The sequence below is a fragment of the Proteiniclasticum sediminis genome, from assembly GCF_018128025.1.
GTDB classification, from domain to species: Bacteria; Bacillota; Clostridia; order Clostridiales; family Clostridiaceae; genus Proteiniclasticum; species Proteiniclasticum sediminis.
The window spans coordinates 69,393-89,441 of record NZ_JAGSCS010000002.1 but is presented as its reverse complement, the minus strand read 5'-3'; the positions used below and the strand labels follow the sequence as shown (position 1 = coordinate 89,441).

The following is a 20,049-nucleotide window of genomic DNA, read 5'->3' as shown; positions in this document are numbered from 1 at the left end:
TCCTTTCCTCTTTTGACGCTTATTGGGCCAGGCCTTTCACCGTGTTCCAGACGGACTCGTCCACGGGAATGCCCTCCGACAGATTTTGCTTGCGGGTGTTTAGGGTACCTTCCCCAGGATAGCGGACGGTGCGTCCTTCCACCACCGGGGTAGAGTTTCGAAGCTGGGCCTTGGTGCTGGCCACAATCGTCTCCATCTCTTCCTCCGTGGCAAAGACCAAGGGGTCGATGGCGATGAAAATCTGGCTGCAGCCTCCGCAGCTGCCCAGGTTCAGCTCATCGATCATGCTGGTGGAGCGGCCGGCAGATAAAATGGCCGCAATGAGGTCCAGAGCGACAGTGAGGCCGGAACCCTTCCAGTAGCCCGTGGGGAGGATTCGCCGGGTGATCTCGATGCTGCCGGGATCCGTGGTGAGATTCCCTTCTTCATCGTAGCCGCCGGGCACGGGAAGCTGATCCCCTTTCAATCGGGTGACCTCCAGCTTGCCGTAGGAGAACTGGGACATGGCCATGTCCAGCACCACCGGGCTATTCTCATGGGGAATGCCCAGGCACAGGGGGTTATTTCCCACGCTGGTGTTGGTTCCGCCCCAGGCGGGCATGCAGGATTCGGTATTCGTCCAGCATAGGCCGATGAAGCCTTCCTTCACCGCATCCCAGGCATACGTGCCGCCTCGCATCCAGTGGGTGGTGTTTCGAAGGGCTACAATGCCGATGCCATGGACCTTGGCCAGCTCCATGGCGCGGTTCATGGAAAACTTGGCATTGAGGATCCCGATGCCCAGGTTTCCGTCATAGTTCTCCATGACGCCCTTCCCTTTCAGAAGCTCCGGCTTACCCTCCACATTTACCCAGCCGTCCTTGACGTACTGGATAAACCGGGGAACCCGGTTGAGGCCATGGGAGTAAACCCCTTCCAGGGAAGACTCCGCATGGACGGAAGATACGGCTTCCGCCTGGTCTTCCGTGAGGCCTGCCTTTAGCATGGCGGCCTTGATTGTGGTTTTCATCTCATCATAGGGAATTCTCATAAACTACTCCTTTATGCGGTTTTGGCCCAGGGCCGAAGATTCAGGATCCAGGTACAGGGTGGCCTGGGGACAGGTCCGAAGGATGCTGGCCGGGCAGATTGTGGCCACGGGACCGAAAAGGGTCCGCTCCACGGCCTTCGCCTTGGTGGGCCCAGGAACCATGACAAAGAGCCGCTCCGCCGAGAGGAGGATGGGGATCGTCAAGGTCAAGGCTTCTTTGGGCACATCCTCCAGGGCGGCAAAACAGCCGTCGTGGACCTGCTGATGCCGGCTGGTTTCTTCCAAGGTGATGATCTTCACCGCCTGGGGATCGGCAAAATCCGCCACAGGCGGATCGTTAAAGGCCAGATGGCCATTTTCCCCGATGCCGAGGAAAACGGCATCCAAGGGGGCTTCCTGCAGAAGCTTGGCATACCGCGCTCCTTCTGCTTGGGGATCGTCATCTCCCCGGAAAAGATGAACCCCGCCCAAGGGGACGTGGCGAAAAATCTCTTCTGTGAGATAGGCGCCGAAGGACTGGGGATGCCCAAAGGGAAGCCCCAGGTACTCGTCCATATGGAAAGCCTGGATTTTCGTCCAGGGAATCGAGGGATCCTCCCGCAGGGTTTTCAAAAACTCCCGCTGGGAAGGGGCTGCGGCAAAAACCACGCGGATCACCGACTGGGTTTCCCCTTTTTTCCGAAGAAACGCCGCGGCTTCTTTAGCGGCCTGAATGCCCAGTTCCTGGCGATTATCCAGGATTTTGACCGTGAGCTGGTCCATGGTGAACTGCAGGATCATCCCCTCCTTTTTCTTCAAGTATACTTGATGTATACTTCAATGGCAATACGTTTTCAACACTCTCTTTCATCATAATCATCGACAAGTGCCCTGTCAATCGTCCAAAAATACAAGCACCGGCTTCCTTGGGGAAAATCCGGTGCTTAGAGGGAATTATCCTCGGAATTTGTCCATTAAATCACGAATTGCTCCAAATAGCGCTTGGAGAGGATCAGGGAGTCCAGAACCCGCTCTGGGGTATCCTCAAAATCCCGGTCCTCGACTTCAATGCAGGCGAAGCCCCGGAACCCAATCTCATTGAGGGTGGACACATAGGCGCCCCAGTCCACATCCCCCAGACCCGGCAGCTTCGGGCTCATGTACTCCAGAGGATAGGCCATGACGCCCACCTCCTGAAGCTTCTCGGGGTAAAGTTTAATGTCCTTGAAGTGGACATGGAAGATCTTGTCCTTGAACTCTTTGAGGGGCAGAAGGTAGTCCATCTGCTGCCAGACAAAGTGGCTGGGATCGAAGTTGATCCCCAGGGCCTTGCTGGGGAGCCGGCGAAAGACTTCCCGCCAGATCTTTGGCGTGGTAAAGAGGTTCTGTCCCCCGGGCCACTGATCGGGACCAAAGAGCATGGGGCAGTTTTCGATGGCAATGCGCACTCCTTTCTCTTCCGCATGGGAAAGGATGGGCGGCCAGAGAGTCTCCAGAAGATCCAGGTTTTCTTCCACGGTCTTATGCTGATCCCGGCCAATGAAGGTGGTGACCAGGTTCACCCCCAGAAGTTGACTGGCGTCGATGACCTTTCGAAGATGCCGAAGGGTAGCTTCCCGGGCTTCCAGGTTCCCGTCCATGGGATTGGGGTAATAGGCCAGGGAGGATATGGTGATGTTTCGCGCCTCTACATAGCGCAAAATCTCCTGGGCCCGTTCCTCTGTGAGGTTCTCCACATCGATGTGGCTGACGCCGGCGTAGCGGCGCTCGGCCTTTCCTTGGGGCCAGCAGGCCACCTCCACACAGGAGAATCCCAGACGGGCGGCGGTATCGATCATAGCTTCAAAGGAATAATCTGCTAAAATGGCACTGACAAATCCTAACTTCATCCTATACACCTCCAAGAGTGATAATGGGGAGCGTCTTTCCCTGACGGGAAGATTCCAGGGCGGTGAAGACCGCCGCCATGGCGCTGAGGGCTTCCTCGGCGTTCAGCACCGAAGGCTCGCCTGAGGAGATTTCCTGGAGAAAGGCCTCGGCTACGCCGGAAGCCGTCTGGTTTTCATTGGTCTGGATGGTTTCCAAGGGATAATCCACCACTTCCCCACTCTTTTTCTGAAGCCGGAGGGATACCTGGGGATCATCGTAGATCCGAATCATCCCTTCTGTACCATAGAGGATGGTACTGTTGTCTTCGGGGCCGTAGAAAGTCCAGCTCACAGTGAGGGTGCCCACGGCGCCTCCAGAGAGGCGGTAGATGCAGAAGGCATTGTCATCCACTGCAATGAGATCTCCTTCCGGTCCCGTCTTGTCCAGGGTATGGAGCTGGGCGGTGACTTCCGTCACCGTTTCCCCTGTGAGATACTGCAGGAGATCGGTTTTATGGATCCCCAGATCCGCCATGACGCCCATGCCGGCATTTTCCGGATCAAAGAACCAGGTGTCTTTTCCGGGACGGATGCTCCACCCTTCCGGGCCCCCATGGCCAAAGGTGGTGCGAAAAGAAAGGACTTTTCCGATGGCCCCTTCTTCCACCAGCGCCCGGGCCTTTCGGTGGGCTGGGGTGAGCCGCTGATTATGGCCGATGAGAAGATGCTTGCCCGTTTCTTTGGCTTTTTCCACCATGGCCCTGCAGTCCTTTAGGGTCAGGGCCATGGGCTTTTCGCAAAGCACATGTTTTCCTGCGGAAAGGGCGGCGAGGGTGTAGGCGGCATGGAGCCGGTTGGCCACACTGATGACCACGGCGTCCACCCCGTCATCGGCCAGGAGTTCTTCCACGGAGCTGTAGACTGCTCCGCCGTATTTTTTTGCCATATCCTTTGCCCGCTCCGGGGTCCGGTTATAGTACCCGGCAATCTCTGCCCCGTCATGGGCGGCAAATTCCGGGATATGGCGCACTTGAGCGATTTTTCCGCAGCCGATGAAGGCTACGCGTATGGGTTTCATAGGACACCTCCTGTTACTTTGGGAAAGCTTCTCTTCCCCAAGATTCTCCAATGACTCTAGATCTTTTCCTTTCGCTGCAGAAGCACTGCGGCCACCACGATGAGGCCCTTGAAGGCTTCCCGAAGGAAAGGCGGAACTCCGAAGAGGTTCAGCAGATTATTCATGACGGCGATGATGAGCATGCCAAAGACCGTACCGATGATGACGCCCTTTCCGCCGCTCATGCTGGTTCCTCCCACCACCGCGGCGGCGATGGCATCCATCTCATTGCCGCTTCCGGCATTGGCAAAGTCCATGGAGCCGATGCGGGAGACTTGGATGATGGAGGCCACGGAGACCAGAAGACCCATGAGGGCATAGACCTTGAGCTTTACTTTGGCCACGGGAACGCCGGAAAGCTTTGCTGCTCGCTCGTTGGAGCCCACGGCGATGACCTGACGGCCGAAGGTGGTCCTTTTGGAGACGATGTAGAGGATCACGGCGATGGCGATCCAGTAGAGGATGGGCATGAGCATGTAGTTTCCAATGCGGAAACTGGAAATCTGCAGGAAATCCTTGGGCACCGTGGGGTTATACCCCTGCATGAAGTGCTGGGTGACGGAGCGGTAGATCTTCATGGCGCCGAGGCTGGCGATGAAGGGCGGGGTTCGCCCTTTGGTCACCAATAGACCAATGAGGCTTCCCAAAATGACGCCCAGAACCATGCTGAGGAGGATGGCCAGCAGAAAGGCGGGAATGCCGGTGATGCCAAAGCCCAGGAGGATCCCCTTAGCTCCCGTGTCCAGGAGCATCATGAGCACCGCTCCCGTGGCCACAAGGGTGGAGCCCACGGCCAGGTCGATTCCGCCGGAGATGATGACCAGGGTCATGCCTAAGGCAATGATGCCGATGCCCGCATTATTGCGGAGGATATTGATCCAGTTGTTGGTCCAGGTGAGAAACCAGCTGCCGAAGGAATCAAAATCGAAACCCAGGGTCAGGGTCTGGAGGATGACCATGAGGATCAGGGCCACCCCGGTACTGAACAGAGGATCGGCAGACCATTTCCGGGTGAACCACGGGAGAAGGCCTGTTTTTTGCTTCGTTTGCTTATCCATGGATTCCATTCTCTCCTTTTTGCGCAATATTCAGCCGACCGCCCGTGGCCAGCTTCATGATGTCGTGTTCATTCATGGTGGGACCGGATACCTCGCCCTGGATGGCTCCATGGTACATGACCAGAGCCCGGCTGCAGACCCGGATGATTTCCTGGGCCTCACTGGAGAGGACCACCACGGCGATATTTTCTTCCGCCAGCTTCAGGATGATATCGTAGATGTCTTCCTTGGCGCCCACATCCACCCCCTGGGTGGGATTGTCCAGAATCAGGACCTTGGGGTTTGCCGTGAGCCATTTGGCCAGGACCACCTTCTGCTGATTGCCCCCGGAGAGGCTGAGGATGGGGTCCGTCTTCTTCCCCATGCGGATGTTCAACTTTTTCACCTGGCTCGCAAACTTCTCTGCCTGGACTGTCCGGTCGATGAAGCCTCTGCGGGCAAACTTCGGCCAGGTGACGATGGAGGCGTTCTCGAAAATATCCATATCTTTAATGATGCCGTTCTCTTTTCGGTTTCGGGGAAGATAGCCGATGCCGCTCTTCAGGGCATGGGGCGTTCCCGGAAGCTGGATTTCCTTGCCCTCCAGGATGATCTTTCCTGCAGCGGGTTTTTCTGCTCCAAAGACCGTGAGGAAGAGCTCACTGCGTCCGTCGCCCAAAAGGCCTGTGACCCCGAGGATCTCTCCCCGATGGACACTTAGGCTGATGTTTCGGAAATGAGGTTCCCGGGTGAGATTTTCCAGCCGGAGCACTTCCTCCCCCTTTTCCCCTTCCCGCTGGAGAGATTCAGTCCGGACGTCATGGCCCACCATGAGCTTCGCCAGGAGATCCGTATCCACGTCCTTCACCTCCCCTTCCGCCACTTTAGCTCCGTCCCGGAGTACCGCATAGCGGTCGCAGATGGTCATGACCTCGCCCAGCTTGTGGGAGATAAAGATGATGCCCACCCCGTGACTCTTCATGGTCTTCATCATCTCGAAGACCCGCTGGATTTCGGGATCCGTCAGGGAGGTGGTGGGCTCGTCCATGATGATTATGGACGCATTCATCATCATGGCCCGGGAAATTTCCACAATCTGCTTGTAGGAGGCATCCAGGTCCCGGACCATGGTCCGGGGGTTCAGGGAGACCCCCATCTTGGTGAAGACAGCGGCGGTCTGACGCTCCATCTCCTCCAGATCCAACAGCCCGGATTTTTTCTTCAGTTCCCGTCCCAGGAACATGTTCTCGTAGATGGGCAGATCATTGATGAGGTTCAGCTCCTGATGGATGAAGGCAATGCCGGCCTCCAGGGAAGCCGAGGGGCTTTCAAATTCCCGCTCTTGGCCGTCCAGGAGGATTTTCCCCTGGTCCTTGGGCAAAACTCCCCCCAAGATATTCATGAGGGTGGATTTTCCCGCGCCATTTTCCCCCAGGAGGGCGCATACCTCTCCGCCCTGGAGGGACAGGGATACGTCCTTGAGCACCTGGTTGCTGCCAAAGGCTTTATGGATGCCCCTAAGTTCAACGTTCATGGCTTCACTTCCTTGTCCGTAGATTTCGTCCTGATGAGGTTCGTCTGATCTTGTTTGAAAGGAAGAGGTTATGGCGAGCCATAACCTCTTTGATTTTTGGGTTATTCCTAACGATCCTAGTAGGGGCTCTTCTCGTCCAGATAGTCCTTGGCATTGTCCCGATCCACGATGGTTGTGGGGATGATGACCACTTCGTCTACTTTCTTGCCTTCCAGAATGTCCAGAGCCATATTGACGGCATCCTTCACCATGGCGGGGCTGTACAGTGCGGACTGGATCCAGATGTCCTTGTTTTCAGGCATCATCTTGAAGTATTCCTGCATTCCGCCGCCACCGGTGACCACCTTGATGTCGGTTCTGCCGGCTTCCTTGATGGCCTGGAGTACGCCGATGGAGGTTTCATCATCCATGGAGTACACGGCGTCGATCTTGGCATTGCTGGTGAGAATGTCGGCAAAGTCCTTCAGTCCGTCTTCGCGGGTGAACTTGGTGGCATAGGTCTTGATGACCATGTCCGGAGCAATCTTGGCCATAGTGTCCACAAAGCCCTTCTTGCGAAGCTCAGAGACGGAGCCGGAGGTGGGCACTTCGAGCATGACGACGGTGCCGGTCTTGCCAATCTTTTCGACGATGTAGTTGGCACCCTGTACGCCCATGTCTTCATTGTCGCCAGATACACGGTATACGCCCTTGGCATCGATGGCGATGTCAAAGTTTACGACGGTAACACCCTTGTCGATGGCTGCCTGAATCGGCACTTCCATTCCTTCCCATTGGGGGAAGGCCACGATGGCTTCTGCTCCCCAGGTGAGGAGGTCATCCAGCTGTGCGGTCATTTCTTCCGCATTGGTGGAGGTCTGGATCTGGTATTCTACTTTATCGGAGAGTTCCTTGGCGCGGTTCTCCGCATGATAGGCCACAGCTGCTACCCAGCCATGGGTGACGGCGGGAGCCAGGATGCCGATCTTGAATTTTTCTTTTTCTGTAGGAGTCTCTGCGGGAGTTTCCGACGGGGTTTCTGCCGGAGTCTCTACAGGAGTCTTGGTGCCGCAGGCCGAGAGTAAAGGAGTGAGCAGCAATGAAAGTGCCAGAACAATACCAACGAGTTTCTTCATGTGAACATCCTCCTAATTTTGATCTTTCCTATGATCATCCGCCTTAAGATTTGGCGGTTAATCGTCCTGTTTGCGTCTTCCTGCAGATTCCCGAATGATGAACTTGTGCTTCAGCACCATTTCATGCTGGGGATCCAGCTGTCCGTTAATCCGGTCGTAGAGCATCCGCATGGCATTCTTCCCCAGCTCGTAGCAGGGCTGCCCCACGGTGGTGATGTAGGGGTGGAACATCATGGTGTCTTCCACGTCGTCAAAGCCGATGACCGTCAGATCCTCCGGCACCCGAATGCCCTTTTCCATGGCGGCGGCAATGGCGCCGAGGGCGATGGTATCGGAGATGCAGAAGATGGCCGTGGGCCGATTCTCCTGGGCGAGTAGTTTTTCCGCGGCTTCTTTTCCGCTGCGGAAGGAGTAATCGAGGCCAGCATAGGCCACCAGGTTCTCCTCCACGGGAAGCCCCTCTTCCCCTAAGGCATCCTTGTAGGCTTTCATGCGAAGGTCCGTGGAAATATAACGGTTCTTGGAACTGATGGTGGCGATGCGTTCATGCCCCAGGGCAAAGAGATAAGCCATAACTTCCCGGACGGCTTTATAGTTGTCGATGGAGACATGGGGAAAAGGAACATCGGGGTCGTACTCGGAGCACTGGACCACGGGGTAGTTTTCCGCATACTCTTCCAGCCACTGGCTTCCCTGATTTCGGGCCAAAAGTATGGCGCCATCCGCCCTTCTCTTTTTCAGCATCTCCATACCTTCCTTCTCCCGTTCCTCGGAGTTGGCGGTGTTGAAGATGAGGGCGCTGTACCCCAGTTCATTGGCGGTGTCGCCAATGCCCGTGAGGATATGGGAGTAATAAGGGTTGGTAATGTTGGGGGCAATGATGAGGATCACCCGACTTTCACTGCGCCGAAAATTTCGCGCGAGAATATTGGGCTCGAATTTGAGCTTCTCGATGGCCGCGTATACGCGGTCCGCCGTCGCCTTCTTCACAGAATCCTGCTTGTTGAGCACTCGGGATACCGTCGCCACGGAGACTTGCGCCTCCCGGGCCACATCGGATATGGTCGCCATGTCCTCACCTCCTAAAAATGTAATGGATTACATTTTACCTCAAAATATTGTTCCCGTCAGCGTAGACATCTTTTCAACGATTCCGGAAACTCCAATTTTCTGAAATGTAATTGATTACATTTCAAGTCTACCGCGACTCTTTGGGGAAGTCAACCCCTGAAAACGATTTTTCTTTGATCAAACAACTAAAAAACCTGGACAACCTCTTTACATGATTGTCCAGGCTTATGATGGGCGGCTTTCTAGAAGGTGATCCGTTCCAAAAGCTTGATGGTGGTGAGGATTTGCTCCTCCAAAACTACCGGTGAGGGAATACCCTCCCGGATGCAGTGGAGGAAATGGGATAGTTCCCGATGGAACATGCCCGTGGGGGGAAGATTGATTCCTGTGGAGACGAGGATCTCTTCTGTAGTGTCGTAGACCATCGGCTCTTTGCCTTTCTGGTAGAGCGTAAGGTTTTGCCCATCCTGAACCAGAAGTCCTTCTTCAAAGTAGACCCGCCAGCGGGCGGTGAAGGGAAAGTCCGCATTGTACCAGGCAGCTTCCGCCGCCATGGTCTTGTCGGGATAAAGATAGACAAAGCGATACTGCTCCGCCATGTCACTCTTCTCCCCTTTACTGAAGGTATAGGACACCTCCATGGGCTCCCCGAAGAGACTGACGATAATATCCAGATCGTGGACATGGAGGTCAAAGGGCAGCACACCGCTTTTTTCCTTGTCAAAGAGCCAGCCTCCCTGGCTCCACTCCGGCCGCCCGGCCAGTCGTTCAAAATACCCGTCCAAAGGTTTTCCCAGGGTGTTCTCCCGAACCAGGGTTCGGAGAATCTCCACTTCTTTGGTGAACTGGAGCACCTGGGCCACAAAGAGAAGCCTACCCTTTTCCCGGGCTTTGGCAAACATTTCCCGGGCATCTGCCTCATGAAGAGCCATGGGCTTTTCCACGATGACGTGCTTTTCCAGTTCCAGAGCCTCCAGGACCAGTTCCTTATGCTTGAAGGTGGGGGTGCAGATATCCACCACATCCACTTCCACCTGGGCCACCAGCTCCGAAAGCGTGCTGTAGCTGGGCAGGTTCATCTCCTTGGCTTTCGCCATGCCGGCTTCCGAATTGTTCACCGTGGCCACCACCTGGCAGCCGGCGATCTTGGTGTAGTTGGCTGCATGGACCTGTCCCATGCCTCCAACTCCCACAATGGCGATCTTCAAGATCGCAGCATCCCGGCTCACAGTTTCAGCCCCAGGGCCTTCAGGGCTTCCGCCGAATCCCGAACCGCCTCATGGACCTCCGCCAGATCCTGGGGCCCGGCTTGGGTAAACTCAATCTCAATGCTCACGGGGCAGGCGTTTTTCGCCTCGTTAAGAAGCTGAAAGATCCGCTTGAAATTCAGGGTGCCCTTCCCGATGGCGGGAAAGTTCCATTCATTCCACTCTCCCCCTTTGTCCTTCAGGTGGATGTGTCCGACTTTCTCGATGCAGGCAGCCAGGTCTTCCTCCACATCCACATGGCCGTAGAACACGGCATTGGCCGTGTCATAGTTGATCATCACCAAGGGGGAGTCCACCAGATCCACAATGTGTTTCAGGTGTTTGCCCGTGGCGTGCTTTCCATGGTTCTCCAGTCCCAGCGTCAGGCCGTATTCCTCCAGATAGGGAAGGAGATCCCGGATCTGCTTGGCCACTTCCTCGTCGGAGGCTTCCGCCTTGTCTTCCAGATGAGCTTCGCCGATGGAGGAGATGATGTAGGTGCAGCCAAAGAAGGCGGCCAGGCGGATGTTGGCGATGAAGTCCGCGATGCGGTCCTTGTCCATGAGGTTTGTGTGTCCGCTGAGTGAAAATGGCTGCAGTCCGTTCTCCAGGAGATCATCCTTAATGGCCCAAAGCTCCCGAAGACTCATGGAGGGGAAAACGTGCTCTGTCCATCCCTTGGTGGCGGTGAGCTCCACATGGTGAAAACCTGCGTCGGCAATGCCCGTCAGGGCATTCTCCAGGGAATAGCCGTGATAAGTATTCGAATTGACGGCGACAATACGATCCATAACCTGCTCCTTTCCGATAACGATTTCGATAACTTCATTATAGGGAACAAACGGTATACGCGCAATATTCAGGAAATTTCACGCAACATTTTTCTACGAATGGCTTTCTACCGTGAAAACACACCGCTCGAGAAGAAGCGGTGTGCCTGTTACTTCAGAAATTCCGGATAGAGGGCAGCGGCCCCTAGAAGTCCTGCCTGATTTCCCAGCTTCGCGGGGAGGATCTTCACCCGGGAAAAACTGGGGAGGATTTTCTCCCGGACTTTCTCCAGAATGGCGCCGTGGGCTTTGGGCTGCTCCAAGATTCCTCCGCCCAGGATCAGGGTGTCGGGATTGAAGATATGGATGAGGGACACCAAGCCCGTGGATACCTCTTCCGCCCACGAATCCAGGACGAGGAGAAGATGCGGATCCCCTTTTTCCACCTTCAAAAAGAAGTCTTTTCCGCTGGTGATGGTGGGATCTATTCTCTGAGCTCCACGAAGCAGCGCCGAGGTGGAGGCATAGGCTTCATAGCATCCCACCTTGCCACAGCTGCATCGTTCCCCCTCGGGATGGAGGATCATGTGTCCGAACTCCCCACCGAGGCCTTCCGCGCCGGCAAAGAGTTTGCCGGAAAAGACCATGGCGCCGCCAACACCTGTCCCGTAAGTCAGCATGAGCATCACCTGGGCATCTTGTCCTGCCCCGAAGGCGCTTTCGCCAAGGGCGGCGCAGTTCACGTCGTTTTCCACCCTAACTTCTACGGCAAAGCGTTCTTCCAGGATCTTTTTCACCGCCATACCCGTATACCCGGGAATGTTGTCATTCATGAAGACAATGGAGCCCGTGGCCCCATCCACCTGTCCGGCCGTGCTGATGGCTAAAGCATCATAACCGGAGTACTCTTCCAACACCCGGATGAGCTTTGCCATGACGTGCTCTCCGCCCAGCTTGCCCTCTGTGGGTACCTCCTGAAAATTAACGATTCTCCCCCCGGTGTCCACCAGGGCAACTTTAATCATGGTTCCGCCTACATCGGCCGTGAGTATTCGCATGGATTCTCCTCCTCGCCTACAAAATAAGTAACAGCTGCTATGCGGATTTCCGTATGGTTTTCACCACTCGCTGGCATTCTTCATGACTAAGCAGTCTTCCCTTCCCGGGATTCTGCAGATAACGAAGCAGTCCCTCCCCCTGATCTCGTTTCAGGGTGAACACGGGAATGGTCCGGGTGGCGATCTGAACATCGGCCTGGGGATGGGTGAAGAATACGGCGCCTTTTACGGGAATACGAAGCTTGGCCTCCTGGAGAATCTCCTCCACCCGGCGCACATGGGTGGAAACTTGTTTGATAGGGTTATAGGAACGAACGATGATAAGCTGTCCCCGTTCATTGCGCTTTTCCTGGGTGATCTCCTGGTCCCCATCTTTGCCGCTGATTCTTCCCTTCATGTTCTTAGTTTCAATGATGAAGACCCCGGCAGGGCCCACTACCACATGATCCAGCTGGGCTTCCCGGCCTTGGGTTTTCACCGTCAGATCGCCCAGGATGGTATACCCGTCCGGAAGCTTTTTCAGGACCCGCCCGGTCTCGTCTTCGCCCCTTGCTCCCCCCTCGAGGATCCGTGCTCGCCGGAGAAAGAACACCGCCAGGGGCAGACTGAGAAAAACTGCTGCCCCGTGATAGAGCATGGGCAGGAACACCAGTCCTGCGTATACTCGATTGCGCCAGACTGCGGTCTTCAGATGATTGATTTTATGTACGGTTTTCGCCATGATGAACTCCTTCTTTGACCTGGTTTTCTATGGGATCGCTTGATCCTCTCCCATTGTACCAAAGTGTGATGAGAAGTGGAAAATCATTCTGTCTGATCTTGGTAATCATAGCGATTTTTAGATCAGTCTAGCCTAGTTAATTAGGGGAGAACATGTTGGTCGAGTGATTTTGCTGATACTCTCAGTTACATTTCATCAAGTTCCTGCAAGCTCATTATTCCTCAAGACAAGTAGTTCACTACCCGGGAATGAAATTTAAAATAACATTTTATCGATTATCTTTAAATTAGATCTTATTAATGTTAATATAATTATCACAAGGGTGAAATGCATCACGGAGGAAAGAGGGGTACAAATGAAAGTATTATCAACACAAAAGCTGGCGGAGTTCGTAAAACAGCTGCGCACGGAAAAAGGATTCACTCAAGAAAGTCTAGGCGAAAAAACTGGAATAAACCGAATAATGATCAGCCGAATTGAACGAGAGGACTTTATTCCCTCCATGCCCCAGCTGGAATCGTTGAGTCAGGTGTTGAACTTTGATTTGTCTGATCTGTTAGTCGAAAAAGAACGAACGAATACATTCGTTGCATTGCGGAGCGAGGCATTAAATGAAGCTGAGAAAGAAGGCGTCGATCGACTGTTCAAGATGATGCTTTCTCTTCGACAGCAAATTTTTATAAGGAGCTCTTACGAAAATGAAACCAATAAAGCTGACTAATGGTCAAATTGAAGAAATCTGCAAGTTAGCACAAGATCAGCGACGCATTTTAGGATTTATGAACGAAGCCCCCATCGCCAATGATCTGTTCACGATTCTCGAAAACTTGAACATCCACTTACTTCAATATCCTATTTCATCGGTGAGTGATCGTCCTGCATTTTCTGCAGTGCTTTTATATTTATGTGAAGAGGGAAAGGAACTTGTTTTTGTGGGTGTGAATACAGCAGATTACTTTGACAAGCAGATTTTCGCCATAGCCCATGAGCTCTATCATTACTTCACCAAGACAGGAACACATCTAAGTCGACTCGATATGGAAGATGACGAGTATAATCTGATTGAATCGAAAGCCAATCGTTTCGCTGCAGAGTTTCTGCTCCCTGAGTCTCAACTGAGAGAGATCATTCAGGCTGAGTTCCGAGATGCTTCTCTTAAGTTGATCTCCATTAAGACAATTCAGCGGTTCATTGCCCGTTTACAATGCACATGGTGGTTACCCTACCGTTCACTGGTAAGGAGACTCCATGAAATTGATGCCATCACTGAATCACAGTATGAAGAGCTGTATGAACTTAGTGAACGAGACCTCCAGAGTGAATATGGAAAAATCGGCTTGGCTATTAATGCAGAAACATTTCGCAAGCTGAATAGAAGAACCGAAGAGGTTGGAACATCCCCTCAAGGGATTGAATACATCATTCGCAATTTCGAAGACCACCTCATCAGTGAAGATACTTTTGCAGAGACTCTTCAACTTTTTAATCGTACTCCCTCCGATTTTGGTTATGAAATTATTGTTGAGGATGAAGATTTGGACGATCCGATGTATTTCCCTCGTCAGGAGGATATGGATGAAGGTTAATCTCTCGATGCCGAATCCAGCGTTGATCAGTATCATAAGAAATCCACATCAAGTGATCACTTTAGATGCAAACTTTTTGATCAAACCCGATCGTACTGTTCGACGAAAAAATGATTTTCTCTTTTCGACATTTCAAGAAATTTGGCTCGATCCGATTTTCAGATCCTTTTCTTCATTAGCCGTTTATGAGTCCGTTTGGGACGAGATTATCCCTGGTCCATCGAAAAACTATATTCGAATGAAGCATGAGAATATACCTTCAGAACTGATCATTCATCGCGATACGGAGTTAAGTCCATCTGAAATGGCTTTGCGAAATACCATTGAAGAAAGAATTTCCCCAAGAACTTTGTATAACTCATTCTTGGATAATGCGGATGATCGAGGCGAGGTTAAAACCCTTTGTTATCTCGCAGTGAAAGGTCTGCTCTACTTTGCAGCTCACGACTCTAATGCCTTACAGCTGATAGAAAAATCTAAAGAGTGGGCTACAGGATTGGATAACATTCAAGCGATCAGGATGTATGAGCTGATGTATTATCTGTTCCACCAGGGTGAAGTTCAGAAAGAAAATATGAAATTCTTGTACAAATACCGATACCATCTCACGGAATATGAGAAGAAAGAGAACCTCCCTTGGAATGATTTTTATCAGGCCATGGATCGAATCTATTCCTCTTACTTTGACTAGCAGTGTCTTTTCTGCTTGTTCTACACTATGTTCATGAATAGAAATATCCCTTGAGAGCAGCTGTTGCAAGTGCTTCTCAAGGGATATTTTTTTGAAGGAGTAGGAGTCATAACTCCAGATTTACATTCCTAAAACCCCCGGGTCTGTCCCGTCCAGGGCTTCGGAAGATTTTCCACATGCTCCCTCACACTGGGTCCTCCCAGGACTTTCAGCTTCCAGATGCCGTAGAGATAGCTGAGAACCAGCACCCCAATGGTGGCGGGTAGTCCCAGGATGGTATTCACCACGGTGAGGTTCGCCACATCATTTCGAAGATAGAAGTAGAGCTGCAGGGATAGCCGAACGGCAAAAAGTACTGTCCAGCTGATGGTCACGTTGGTGTAGGCGGGTTTAACATCCTTTCGCCAGTACCAGCTGGTGGGCCATCCCCGGGTCAGGTGACTGGTCCAGGCGGCCAGGGGCTTTCCGAGGAGGAGCGAAAACAGCGAGACGACTGTGATGACCCCTCCGCTGACGATGCCGGGAAGGTAGAAGTTGGAGGCATTCTGGTTATAGTAGGCCAGGCCCGATGCCAGGGCGATCCCCAGAAAGCCCGTGAAGGCATAGAGGGTTTTCTCCCCTTTCATCCTGCGGTACACCGCCGTTGCCAGGCTCCCTGCCATGGCGGCCAAGGCCGCAGGCAGGATCCCCATTCGGCTCTGCAAAATGGCATAGACCAGAGGGGGCCATAGGGCGTCTTTGGTTTTTCCGGAGAGGACCAGTTTCAGTTCTTCCCGAACTTCCTGTGTTTTTCCCGCCATGATTGTCCCCTCCCTCAACGTCCTTTTTCTCTGTGTTGCTTTCCCATGAAGAAGCGGGCCATGTCTCCTTTAGAAAACACAAGATGCAGGAGCACATACAGGCTTCCGGCAAAGAAGCCCAGAATCATCATGGCAATAATCCAAAGTGCGGCGACCAGCTTATTCTCTTCCCGGTAGGCAATCCAAAGGCTAAAGAGGGTAAAGCCCACATAGAGGTCCACTAAAGAGACAATCCCCCAGGGATTGGCCAGGATTTTGGCCCCATCAGCGGAAAAATTTCCAATGGTAAACCCATAAATCAGAACGGCCGTCATGGCCAGAAGTCCCAGTGCAGAAAAAAGTTTCGCGGTTTTCATCTTTTCTTCCCCTTTTCTTCTTTCAATCTTTCGGGAAAGTGTCTACTTTCCCGACCTTTAATTTCATTTAATCACGAAAAGTGATTTTTGTGGGGTTTTTATGACATTCTGTGTTGTTCAGAACGATTCATCCTTTATGATGGGTCTATTTTTCTCCTACTTCAGTTTCCGAAGGGTTCGGGTATACCCCAAATATGGGAGGAAGGTGAAGACAAAGGGAACAAAGAAGAGGATCAGGATCAAAGGTTCCAGCAACATTGCGTCCAGTACCTGCATGATCCCCAGCCAAAGGAGGAGAAGAATGCCGAAAACTGCAGCCCAGCGTCCCGTGAGCCTTCGGCTTCGGGTGATGACATCCACTTCTGACTCCGTATCGCTGAAGATGGGGGTGGTTCCTGCCTGTGCCCGGAATATCTGATATCCCTCGTGGACGATGACCGGTTCCCAGCCGCTGGCCTTGTAGAAGGACAGCATCTCGGCGTTTACCCGGCTTTCCAGGTTCAGCGCATACTCCAGATCCTGGGGTGTCCCTTCTTCAAACTGGTACCAGATTCCCTTCATGGCCTTGACGTGCCATCCCTTCCCACTCATTTTTCGCAAGAGCCGCATTTCCCGTTCTGGAGTCATGGCGAGTCCGCCGCATACTCGATATTTTGCCATTATCTTTTCCCTCCCATGTAGGTTTCCGCCAGTTTGAGCAGCTGTCTTCGCTGCACAACGTTCTTCTCCAATATCCTTCGACCTTCCAGCGTCAGCTGATACACAATTTTCGCCTCTTCCTCCGCCTGCTCTTCGATCCATGCTGCTTCCTTCAGTTTCCGCAAGGTGGTGTACATGGTGGCTGGACCGATATTTTGTGCTCCTTGGGTCATTTCCTGGATCTTCTGCATGATTTTGTAACCATGGATGGGTTCCATGGTTGCCAATAGAATGAGAAAAATACTGTCTGTGAGCTCCCCCGTTTCATAGGGGCTTGTCTTTGCCATTACGTCCTCCTTATATCCATCATTGATATAATTCAGTGTATCAATGATGGATACATTTGTCAAGAACTAGCTCTAATTAATCTGCAGCGACACTATAGAGTGCCTGGAGCATCGGTACCACCAGGCAAAAGAGCCCCATCCGAAGATGGAGCGCTCTATCATATGGCTTCTTGAACAACAGGCTAGTGCAGTTCATTTAAATTTGCGCCATGGAAAAAAGGAATAATCTGACTATCTGCTGTGGATGGATACGCTGTTTCCTCATGCATGTATTCCACAATTTCGCGGGTATTGAAGTTCTTAAACTTCTCCAAGACAACTTGAAGCACAGCTTCTTCTTCTTTCGAAAAATGAAACCTTTGACGGGCTTTAGCCGGAAGGATTTGATAACAAAGCTCCCAGTTGATCACCTCTTCTTGTACTTTCACGGTGGGTAAATAGATCAGCTCATCATAGCCTACGGGGAGCGCACCAAAGGGTTTGTGCTGATACACCAGTCCCGTTAAAGCTTTACCGTGTCTTTTATAATGGAGAACATCGGTATACCACAATAGCTTCATCAGTTTGACTTTGTGTAGATTTCCAATGCTTTGCGCGTAATACCCCACAATCTCCGAAAGCTTCGACAAGTCTAGGGTTTGAAATCCATTCGCATCACTGGTTTCCGAAAATCTACTGTATCTTGCCTCCAGATTCTGCAGTTTCAAATAGCTCATGCCGGAGCTTTCCAGCTTCCGTAAAATTTGCTCTCTAATCATCTTGTAGCGATCTGACGTAAACTTGCCCTTATGTTTCTCCAAAGACTGGAGAGCGAACAAAGGATTTTCCCACGTCAACCGCAATATTGAATCGTACGTTTCATCTTGGATTAGCTTACTCTCATAGCGAGTCACCGTGATTTCTCCCCACCCCAAGAGATGGGCTAAATCCGTTTGAGTAAGGTCATACTTTTTACGGATTTGCTTGATCTCTTCCGAAGTCAATAATCCTTTCATTTCCCGATAGGCATCTCGTGCATGCAGCAAATTGAGATTGAGTAGTTCACCCGAAACAAACTCATTTTCATCTTCAAGGGCATTCTCGCATCGGTAATACCGTTCTTTATACGCGACAGTTTCACCTTTGACCAGGGCTTCTGTCCATCGCTCACTAACCATAATGAGGTGTTTTTTCTCACAAAGTGGGCAAATCATTTCTTTTGTTTGATGATCAATATTCTTTTTCATATTCCCCTCTTCTTTCATTTCCAACTAATCGTATGGCCGTGGATTCGTGATGGGATACCGCGCAAAATAGAAGGAAATGCAAAACACCTGCTTCTTGCTGAGAACCCGAATTTTAATCTTGATGTAGACTTGCCACTGCTGAATTTCTTTGATACAAACATATAAAGTGGTGATGATGGATTAAGATTATCCTTTAATGACTCCAGATAATCAGAAACCTGTAAAGAAATCAACTGGCGATGAAGGTCATGGAGATCATAATCTAGTTCCAACATGGTGTTCATGGTCGAGTACGGATCCTGCCGAGAAGTTGGATCCTGCTTAATTAAGATGTCTAAATCCGTGAAGATGTTGAACTTTTTATCGAGGAGAATATCTCCAAGTTCCTGCAGAAATTGACTTACCTCTTCTACTGTACTTAAAAGCTATGACTCATGAAACACCTCATCGTATTCAGTATTGACTATCAATTGATAGTTGTCAATGATGCTTTTGAGAATCTACTTCTACGCTTACATGATATGTGATCACCGATCACTATTCTTCACAATCAAAAACTCACCCTTCAATTTTTGAAAGGTGAGTTTTTAATAATTGCATGGTCTCTCTGTGGCATTTAAGAGATTATTTCTTTGGTTTTCGATAAAAGTCCAGGAACGACTCCCCATTTTCTGGAGCAGAAGCCTGGAAATAGTCCAGCACCGTGGCCCCCACATCGGATAAGGACTTTCGGGTGCCCATGACTTGCCCCTCTACACCTTCTTGATAGACCAAAAGCGGAACTCTTTCCCGCGAATGCCGGGAACTTCCGCTGGTGGGATCATTACCATGATCGGCCATGACCACGAGAAGATCATCGCCGTGGAGGTGTTCCATGAGCTCTCCAAGGTACCGGTCTGCAATGGTCAGGATTTCCGCATAGCGATCCACGCTTTCAGCGTGACCGCTGAGGTCCGTTTCCTGAACATTGGTGCAGATGAACCCTTCGTCTAGCTGATCCAGCTCTTCAATGGTACGGGTGAGGACTTCTTTGGTGTCTACGCCGGGGATGCTCTTTCCATAATCATTAAAGACGATGTCCTGCACTTTCCCGATGAGAACGACCTTTGTCCCGGCTTTGCCTAGGATAGTGGGTGCCTGGACTTCCGGATCGATCCCATACCCCAGATGAACACACTGGTAACCCTGTCGGTATACCCCTGATCGAGGAGCGTTGACACCCATATACCCTTCTTCCCGGACTTCGATGGCCTGAAGAAGATCCTCCGATGTCACCCCTTCACCGCCAAAGGTGATGACCCGGGAAACCCGAGAAACACTGCGCACAATTTTCCCGATGGCCACAACCTTTTTAAAGTCCACCACATCCAGGGCCGAGGTCACATTATAGGCTTGCCCAGGATCTGTCTCGATGTTGTCCCCCACCGTCACGGCCTGATCCACAAAAAGAATTTCATCCGAACCCTTTCGAAGGCGTTCCACCTCATATCCAGCCTTTTTGAGAGCCTCTTCAGCCAAGGGCAGAACTCTTTTAAAGGGAGCCTTCTCCGGCATTCGGGGTCTTGTTCCCATAATTTCCTGATGACCATAGAAGGTGTCCGCGCCAAAATGAAGGAGCTCTGCCCGGCCATAATTTGCCTTGGGACTGAATCGCATCTTTCCGATTTCCTCCCCCAAAGCGTTCATCAGACCCAGCTTCTCCAGATGGGGAAGATACAGATCCGGTTTTTGCTGCAAGATATGACGACAGGTGTTGGAGCCGGCATCCTCCGGTCTCACCATGCCCACATCGGGCATTTCTCCGATTCCAAATCCATCCAGCACCACAACAACAAATCTTCCCATAATTTCATCCTT

The 20,049-nt window shown here is 51.8% G+C and carries 22 protein-coding genes; 3 read left to right on the top strand and 19 right to left on the bottom strand.

The window, feature by feature from the left end; all coding sequences use genetic code 11:
- Positions 1-19: 19 nt before the first annotated feature.
- The 12 genes from yiaK to KCG48_RS01945 form a co-directional block, all read right to left on the bottom strand.
- Positions 20-1,030: a 3-dehydro-L-gulonate 2-dehydrogenase gene (yiaK, locus tag KCG48_RS02000; RefSeq protein ID WP_211799623.1), complete on the bottom strand. Its 1,011-nt coding sequence runs from the start codon at positions 1,028-1,030 to the stop codon at positions 20-22.
- 3 nt (positions 1,031-1,033) lie between these two features.
- Positions 1,034-1,828 carry a glucosamine-6-phosphate deaminase gene (locus tag KCG48_RS01995; RefSeq protein WP_230976958.1) on the bottom strand — a complete coding sequence of 265 codons (795 nt, stop codon included), beginning with the start codon at positions 1,826-1,828 and terminating at the stop codon, positions 1,034-1,036.
- A gap of 155 nt (positions 1,829-1,983) precedes the next feature.
- The gene (locus KCG48_RS01990; RefSeq protein ID WP_211799622.1) at positions 1,984-2,898 is read right to left on the bottom strand and encodes a sugar phosphate isomerase/epimerase family protein; all 915 of its coding nucleotides are present in this window, start codon (positions 2,896-2,898) and stop codon (positions 1,984-1,986) included.
- Position 2,899: 1 nt separating this feature from the next.
- Positions 2,900-3,955, bottom strand: coding sequence for a Gfo/Idh/MocA family protein (locus KCG48_RS01985; RefSeq protein WP_211799621.1), 1,056 nt, complete (start codon positions 3,953-3,955; stop codon positions 2,900-2,902).
- Positions 3,956-4,011: 56 nt separating this feature from the next.
- The gene (locus KCG48_RS01980) at positions 4,012-5,052 is read right to left on the bottom strand and encodes an ABC transporter permease (RefSeq protein WP_211799620.1); all 1,041 of its coding nucleotides are present in this window, start codon (positions 5,050-5,052) and stop codon (positions 4,012-4,014) included.
- Positions 5,045-6,565, bottom strand: coding sequence for a sugar ABC transporter ATP-binding protein (locus KCG48_RS01975; protein ID WP_211799619.1), 1,521 nt, complete (start codon positions 6,563-6,565; stop codon positions 5,045-5,047). Before KCG48_RS01975 ends, KCG48_RS01980 begins: the two co-directional genes overlap by 8 nt.
- A 116-nt stretch (positions 6,566-6,681) precedes the next feature.
- Entirely contained in the window at positions 6,682-7,680 is a 999-nt protein-coding gene (locus KCG48_RS01970; RefSeq protein WP_211799618.1) for an ABC transporter substrate-binding protein, read from the bottom strand.
- A gap of 57 nt (positions 7,681-7,737) precedes the next feature.
- Positions 7,738-8,751, bottom strand: a complete 1,014-nt coding sequence (locus KCG48_RS01965) for a LacI family DNA-binding transcriptional regulator (protein ID WP_211799617.1) — start codon at positions 8,749-8,751, stop codon at positions 7,738-7,740.
- Between the two features lie 242 nt (positions 8,752-8,993).
- Positions 8,994-9,959, bottom strand: a complete 966-nt coding sequence (locus KCG48_RS01960) for a Gfo/Idh/MocA family protein (RefSeq protein ID WP_230976957.1) — start codon at positions 9,957-9,959, stop codon at positions 8,994-8,996.
- 17 nt (positions 9,960-9,976) lie between these two features.
- Positions 9,977-10,789, bottom strand: coding sequence for a sugar phosphate isomerase/epimerase family protein (locus KCG48_RS01955; protein ID WP_211799616.1), 813 nt, complete (start codon positions 10,787-10,789; stop codon positions 9,977-9,979).
- A 149-nt stretch (positions 10,790-10,938) separates the two neighbouring features.
- A complete protein-coding gene (locus tag KCG48_RS01950; RefSeq protein WP_211799615.1) occupies positions 10,939-11,826 on the bottom strand; it encodes an ROK family protein in 888 nt (295 codons plus the stop codon).
- A gap of 37 nt (positions 11,827-11,863) precedes the next feature.
- Positions 11,864-12,547 (bottom strand): nuclease-related domain-containing protein, encoded by a 684-nt coding sequence (locus tag KCG48_RS01945; protein WP_211799614.1) that lies wholly within the window; start codon positions 12,545-12,547, stop codon positions 11,864-11,866.
- 355 nt (positions 12,548-12,902) lie between these two features.
- On the opposite strand from KCG48_RS01945, the gene KCG48_RS01940 reads away from it, so the two are divergent.
- The 3 genes from KCG48_RS01940 to KCG48_RS01930 are packed head-to-tail and all read left to right on the top strand — an operon-like array spanning position 12,903 to position 14,824.
- On the top strand, positions 12,903-13,268 hold the full coding sequence (locus KCG48_RS01940; RefSeq protein ID WP_211799613.1) for a helix-turn-helix domain-containing protein: 366 nt from the start codon (positions 12,903-12,905) through the stop codon (positions 13,266-13,268).
- Positions 13,246-14,133, top strand: coding sequence for an ImmA/IrrE family metallo-endopeptidase (locus KCG48_RS01935; RefSeq protein ID WP_211799612.1), 888 nt, complete (start codon positions 13,246-13,248; stop codon positions 14,131-14,133). Before KCG48_RS01940 ends, KCG48_RS01935 begins: the two co-directional genes overlap by 23 nt.
- Positions 14,123-14,824 (top strand): hypothetical protein, encoded by a 702-nt coding sequence (locus KCG48_RS01930; RefSeq protein ID WP_211799611.1) that lies wholly within the window; start codon positions 14,123-14,125, stop codon positions 14,822-14,824. The genes KCG48_RS01935 and KCG48_RS01930 overlap by 11 nt, the downstream gene beginning before the upstream one ends.
- Before the next feature lie 128 nt (positions 14,825-14,952).
- Here KCG48_RS01930 and KCG48_RS01925 read toward each other — a convergent pair whose 3' ends face one another.
- From KCG48_RS01925 to KCG48_RS01895, 7 genes are all read right to left on the bottom strand, one after another.
- On the bottom strand, positions 14,953-15,624 hold the full coding sequence (locus KCG48_RS01925; RefSeq protein WP_211799610.1) for a DUF3159 domain-containing protein: 672 nt from the start codon (positions 15,622-15,624) through the stop codon (positions 14,953-14,955).
- A gap of 14 nt (positions 15,625-15,638) precedes the next feature.
- A complete protein-coding gene (locus KCG48_RS01920) occupies positions 15,639-15,980 on the bottom strand; it encodes a DUF1475 family protein (RefSeq protein ID WP_211799609.1) in 342 nt (113 codons plus the stop codon).
- Between the two features lie 156 nt (positions 15,981-16,136).
- Positions 16,137-16,640: a DUF2812 domain-containing protein gene (locus tag KCG48_RS01915; RefSeq protein ID WP_211799608.1), complete on the bottom strand. Its 504-nt coding sequence runs from the start codon at positions 16,638-16,640 to the stop codon at positions 16,137-16,139.
- The gene (locus tag KCG48_RS01910; RefSeq protein WP_211799607.1) at positions 16,640-16,966 is read right to left on the bottom strand and encodes a PadR family transcriptional regulator; all 327 of its coding nucleotides are present in this window, start codon (positions 16,964-16,966) and stop codon (positions 16,640-16,642) included. Before KCG48_RS01910 ends, KCG48_RS01915 begins: the two co-directional genes overlap by 1 nt.
- A gap of 182 nt (positions 16,967-17,148) precedes the next feature.
- Complete coding sequence (locus tag KCG48_RS01905; protein ID WP_211799606.1) at positions 17,149-18,192, bottom strand: type II TA system antitoxin MqsA family protein; 1,044 nt, start codon at positions 18,190-18,192, stop codon at positions 17,149-17,151.
- Between the two features lie 14 nt (positions 18,193-18,206).
- A complete protein-coding gene (locus KCG48_RS01900; protein WP_211799605.1) occupies positions 18,207-18,476 on the bottom strand; it encodes a hypothetical protein in 270 nt (89 codons plus the stop codon).
- A gap of 340 nt (positions 18,477-18,816) precedes the next feature.
- Positions 18,817-20,037, bottom strand: coding sequence for a phosphopentomutase (locus KCG48_RS01895; RefSeq protein WP_211799604.1), 1,221 nt, complete (start codon positions 20,035-20,037; stop codon positions 18,817-18,819).
- Positions 20,038-20,049 lie beyond the last annotated feature (12 nt).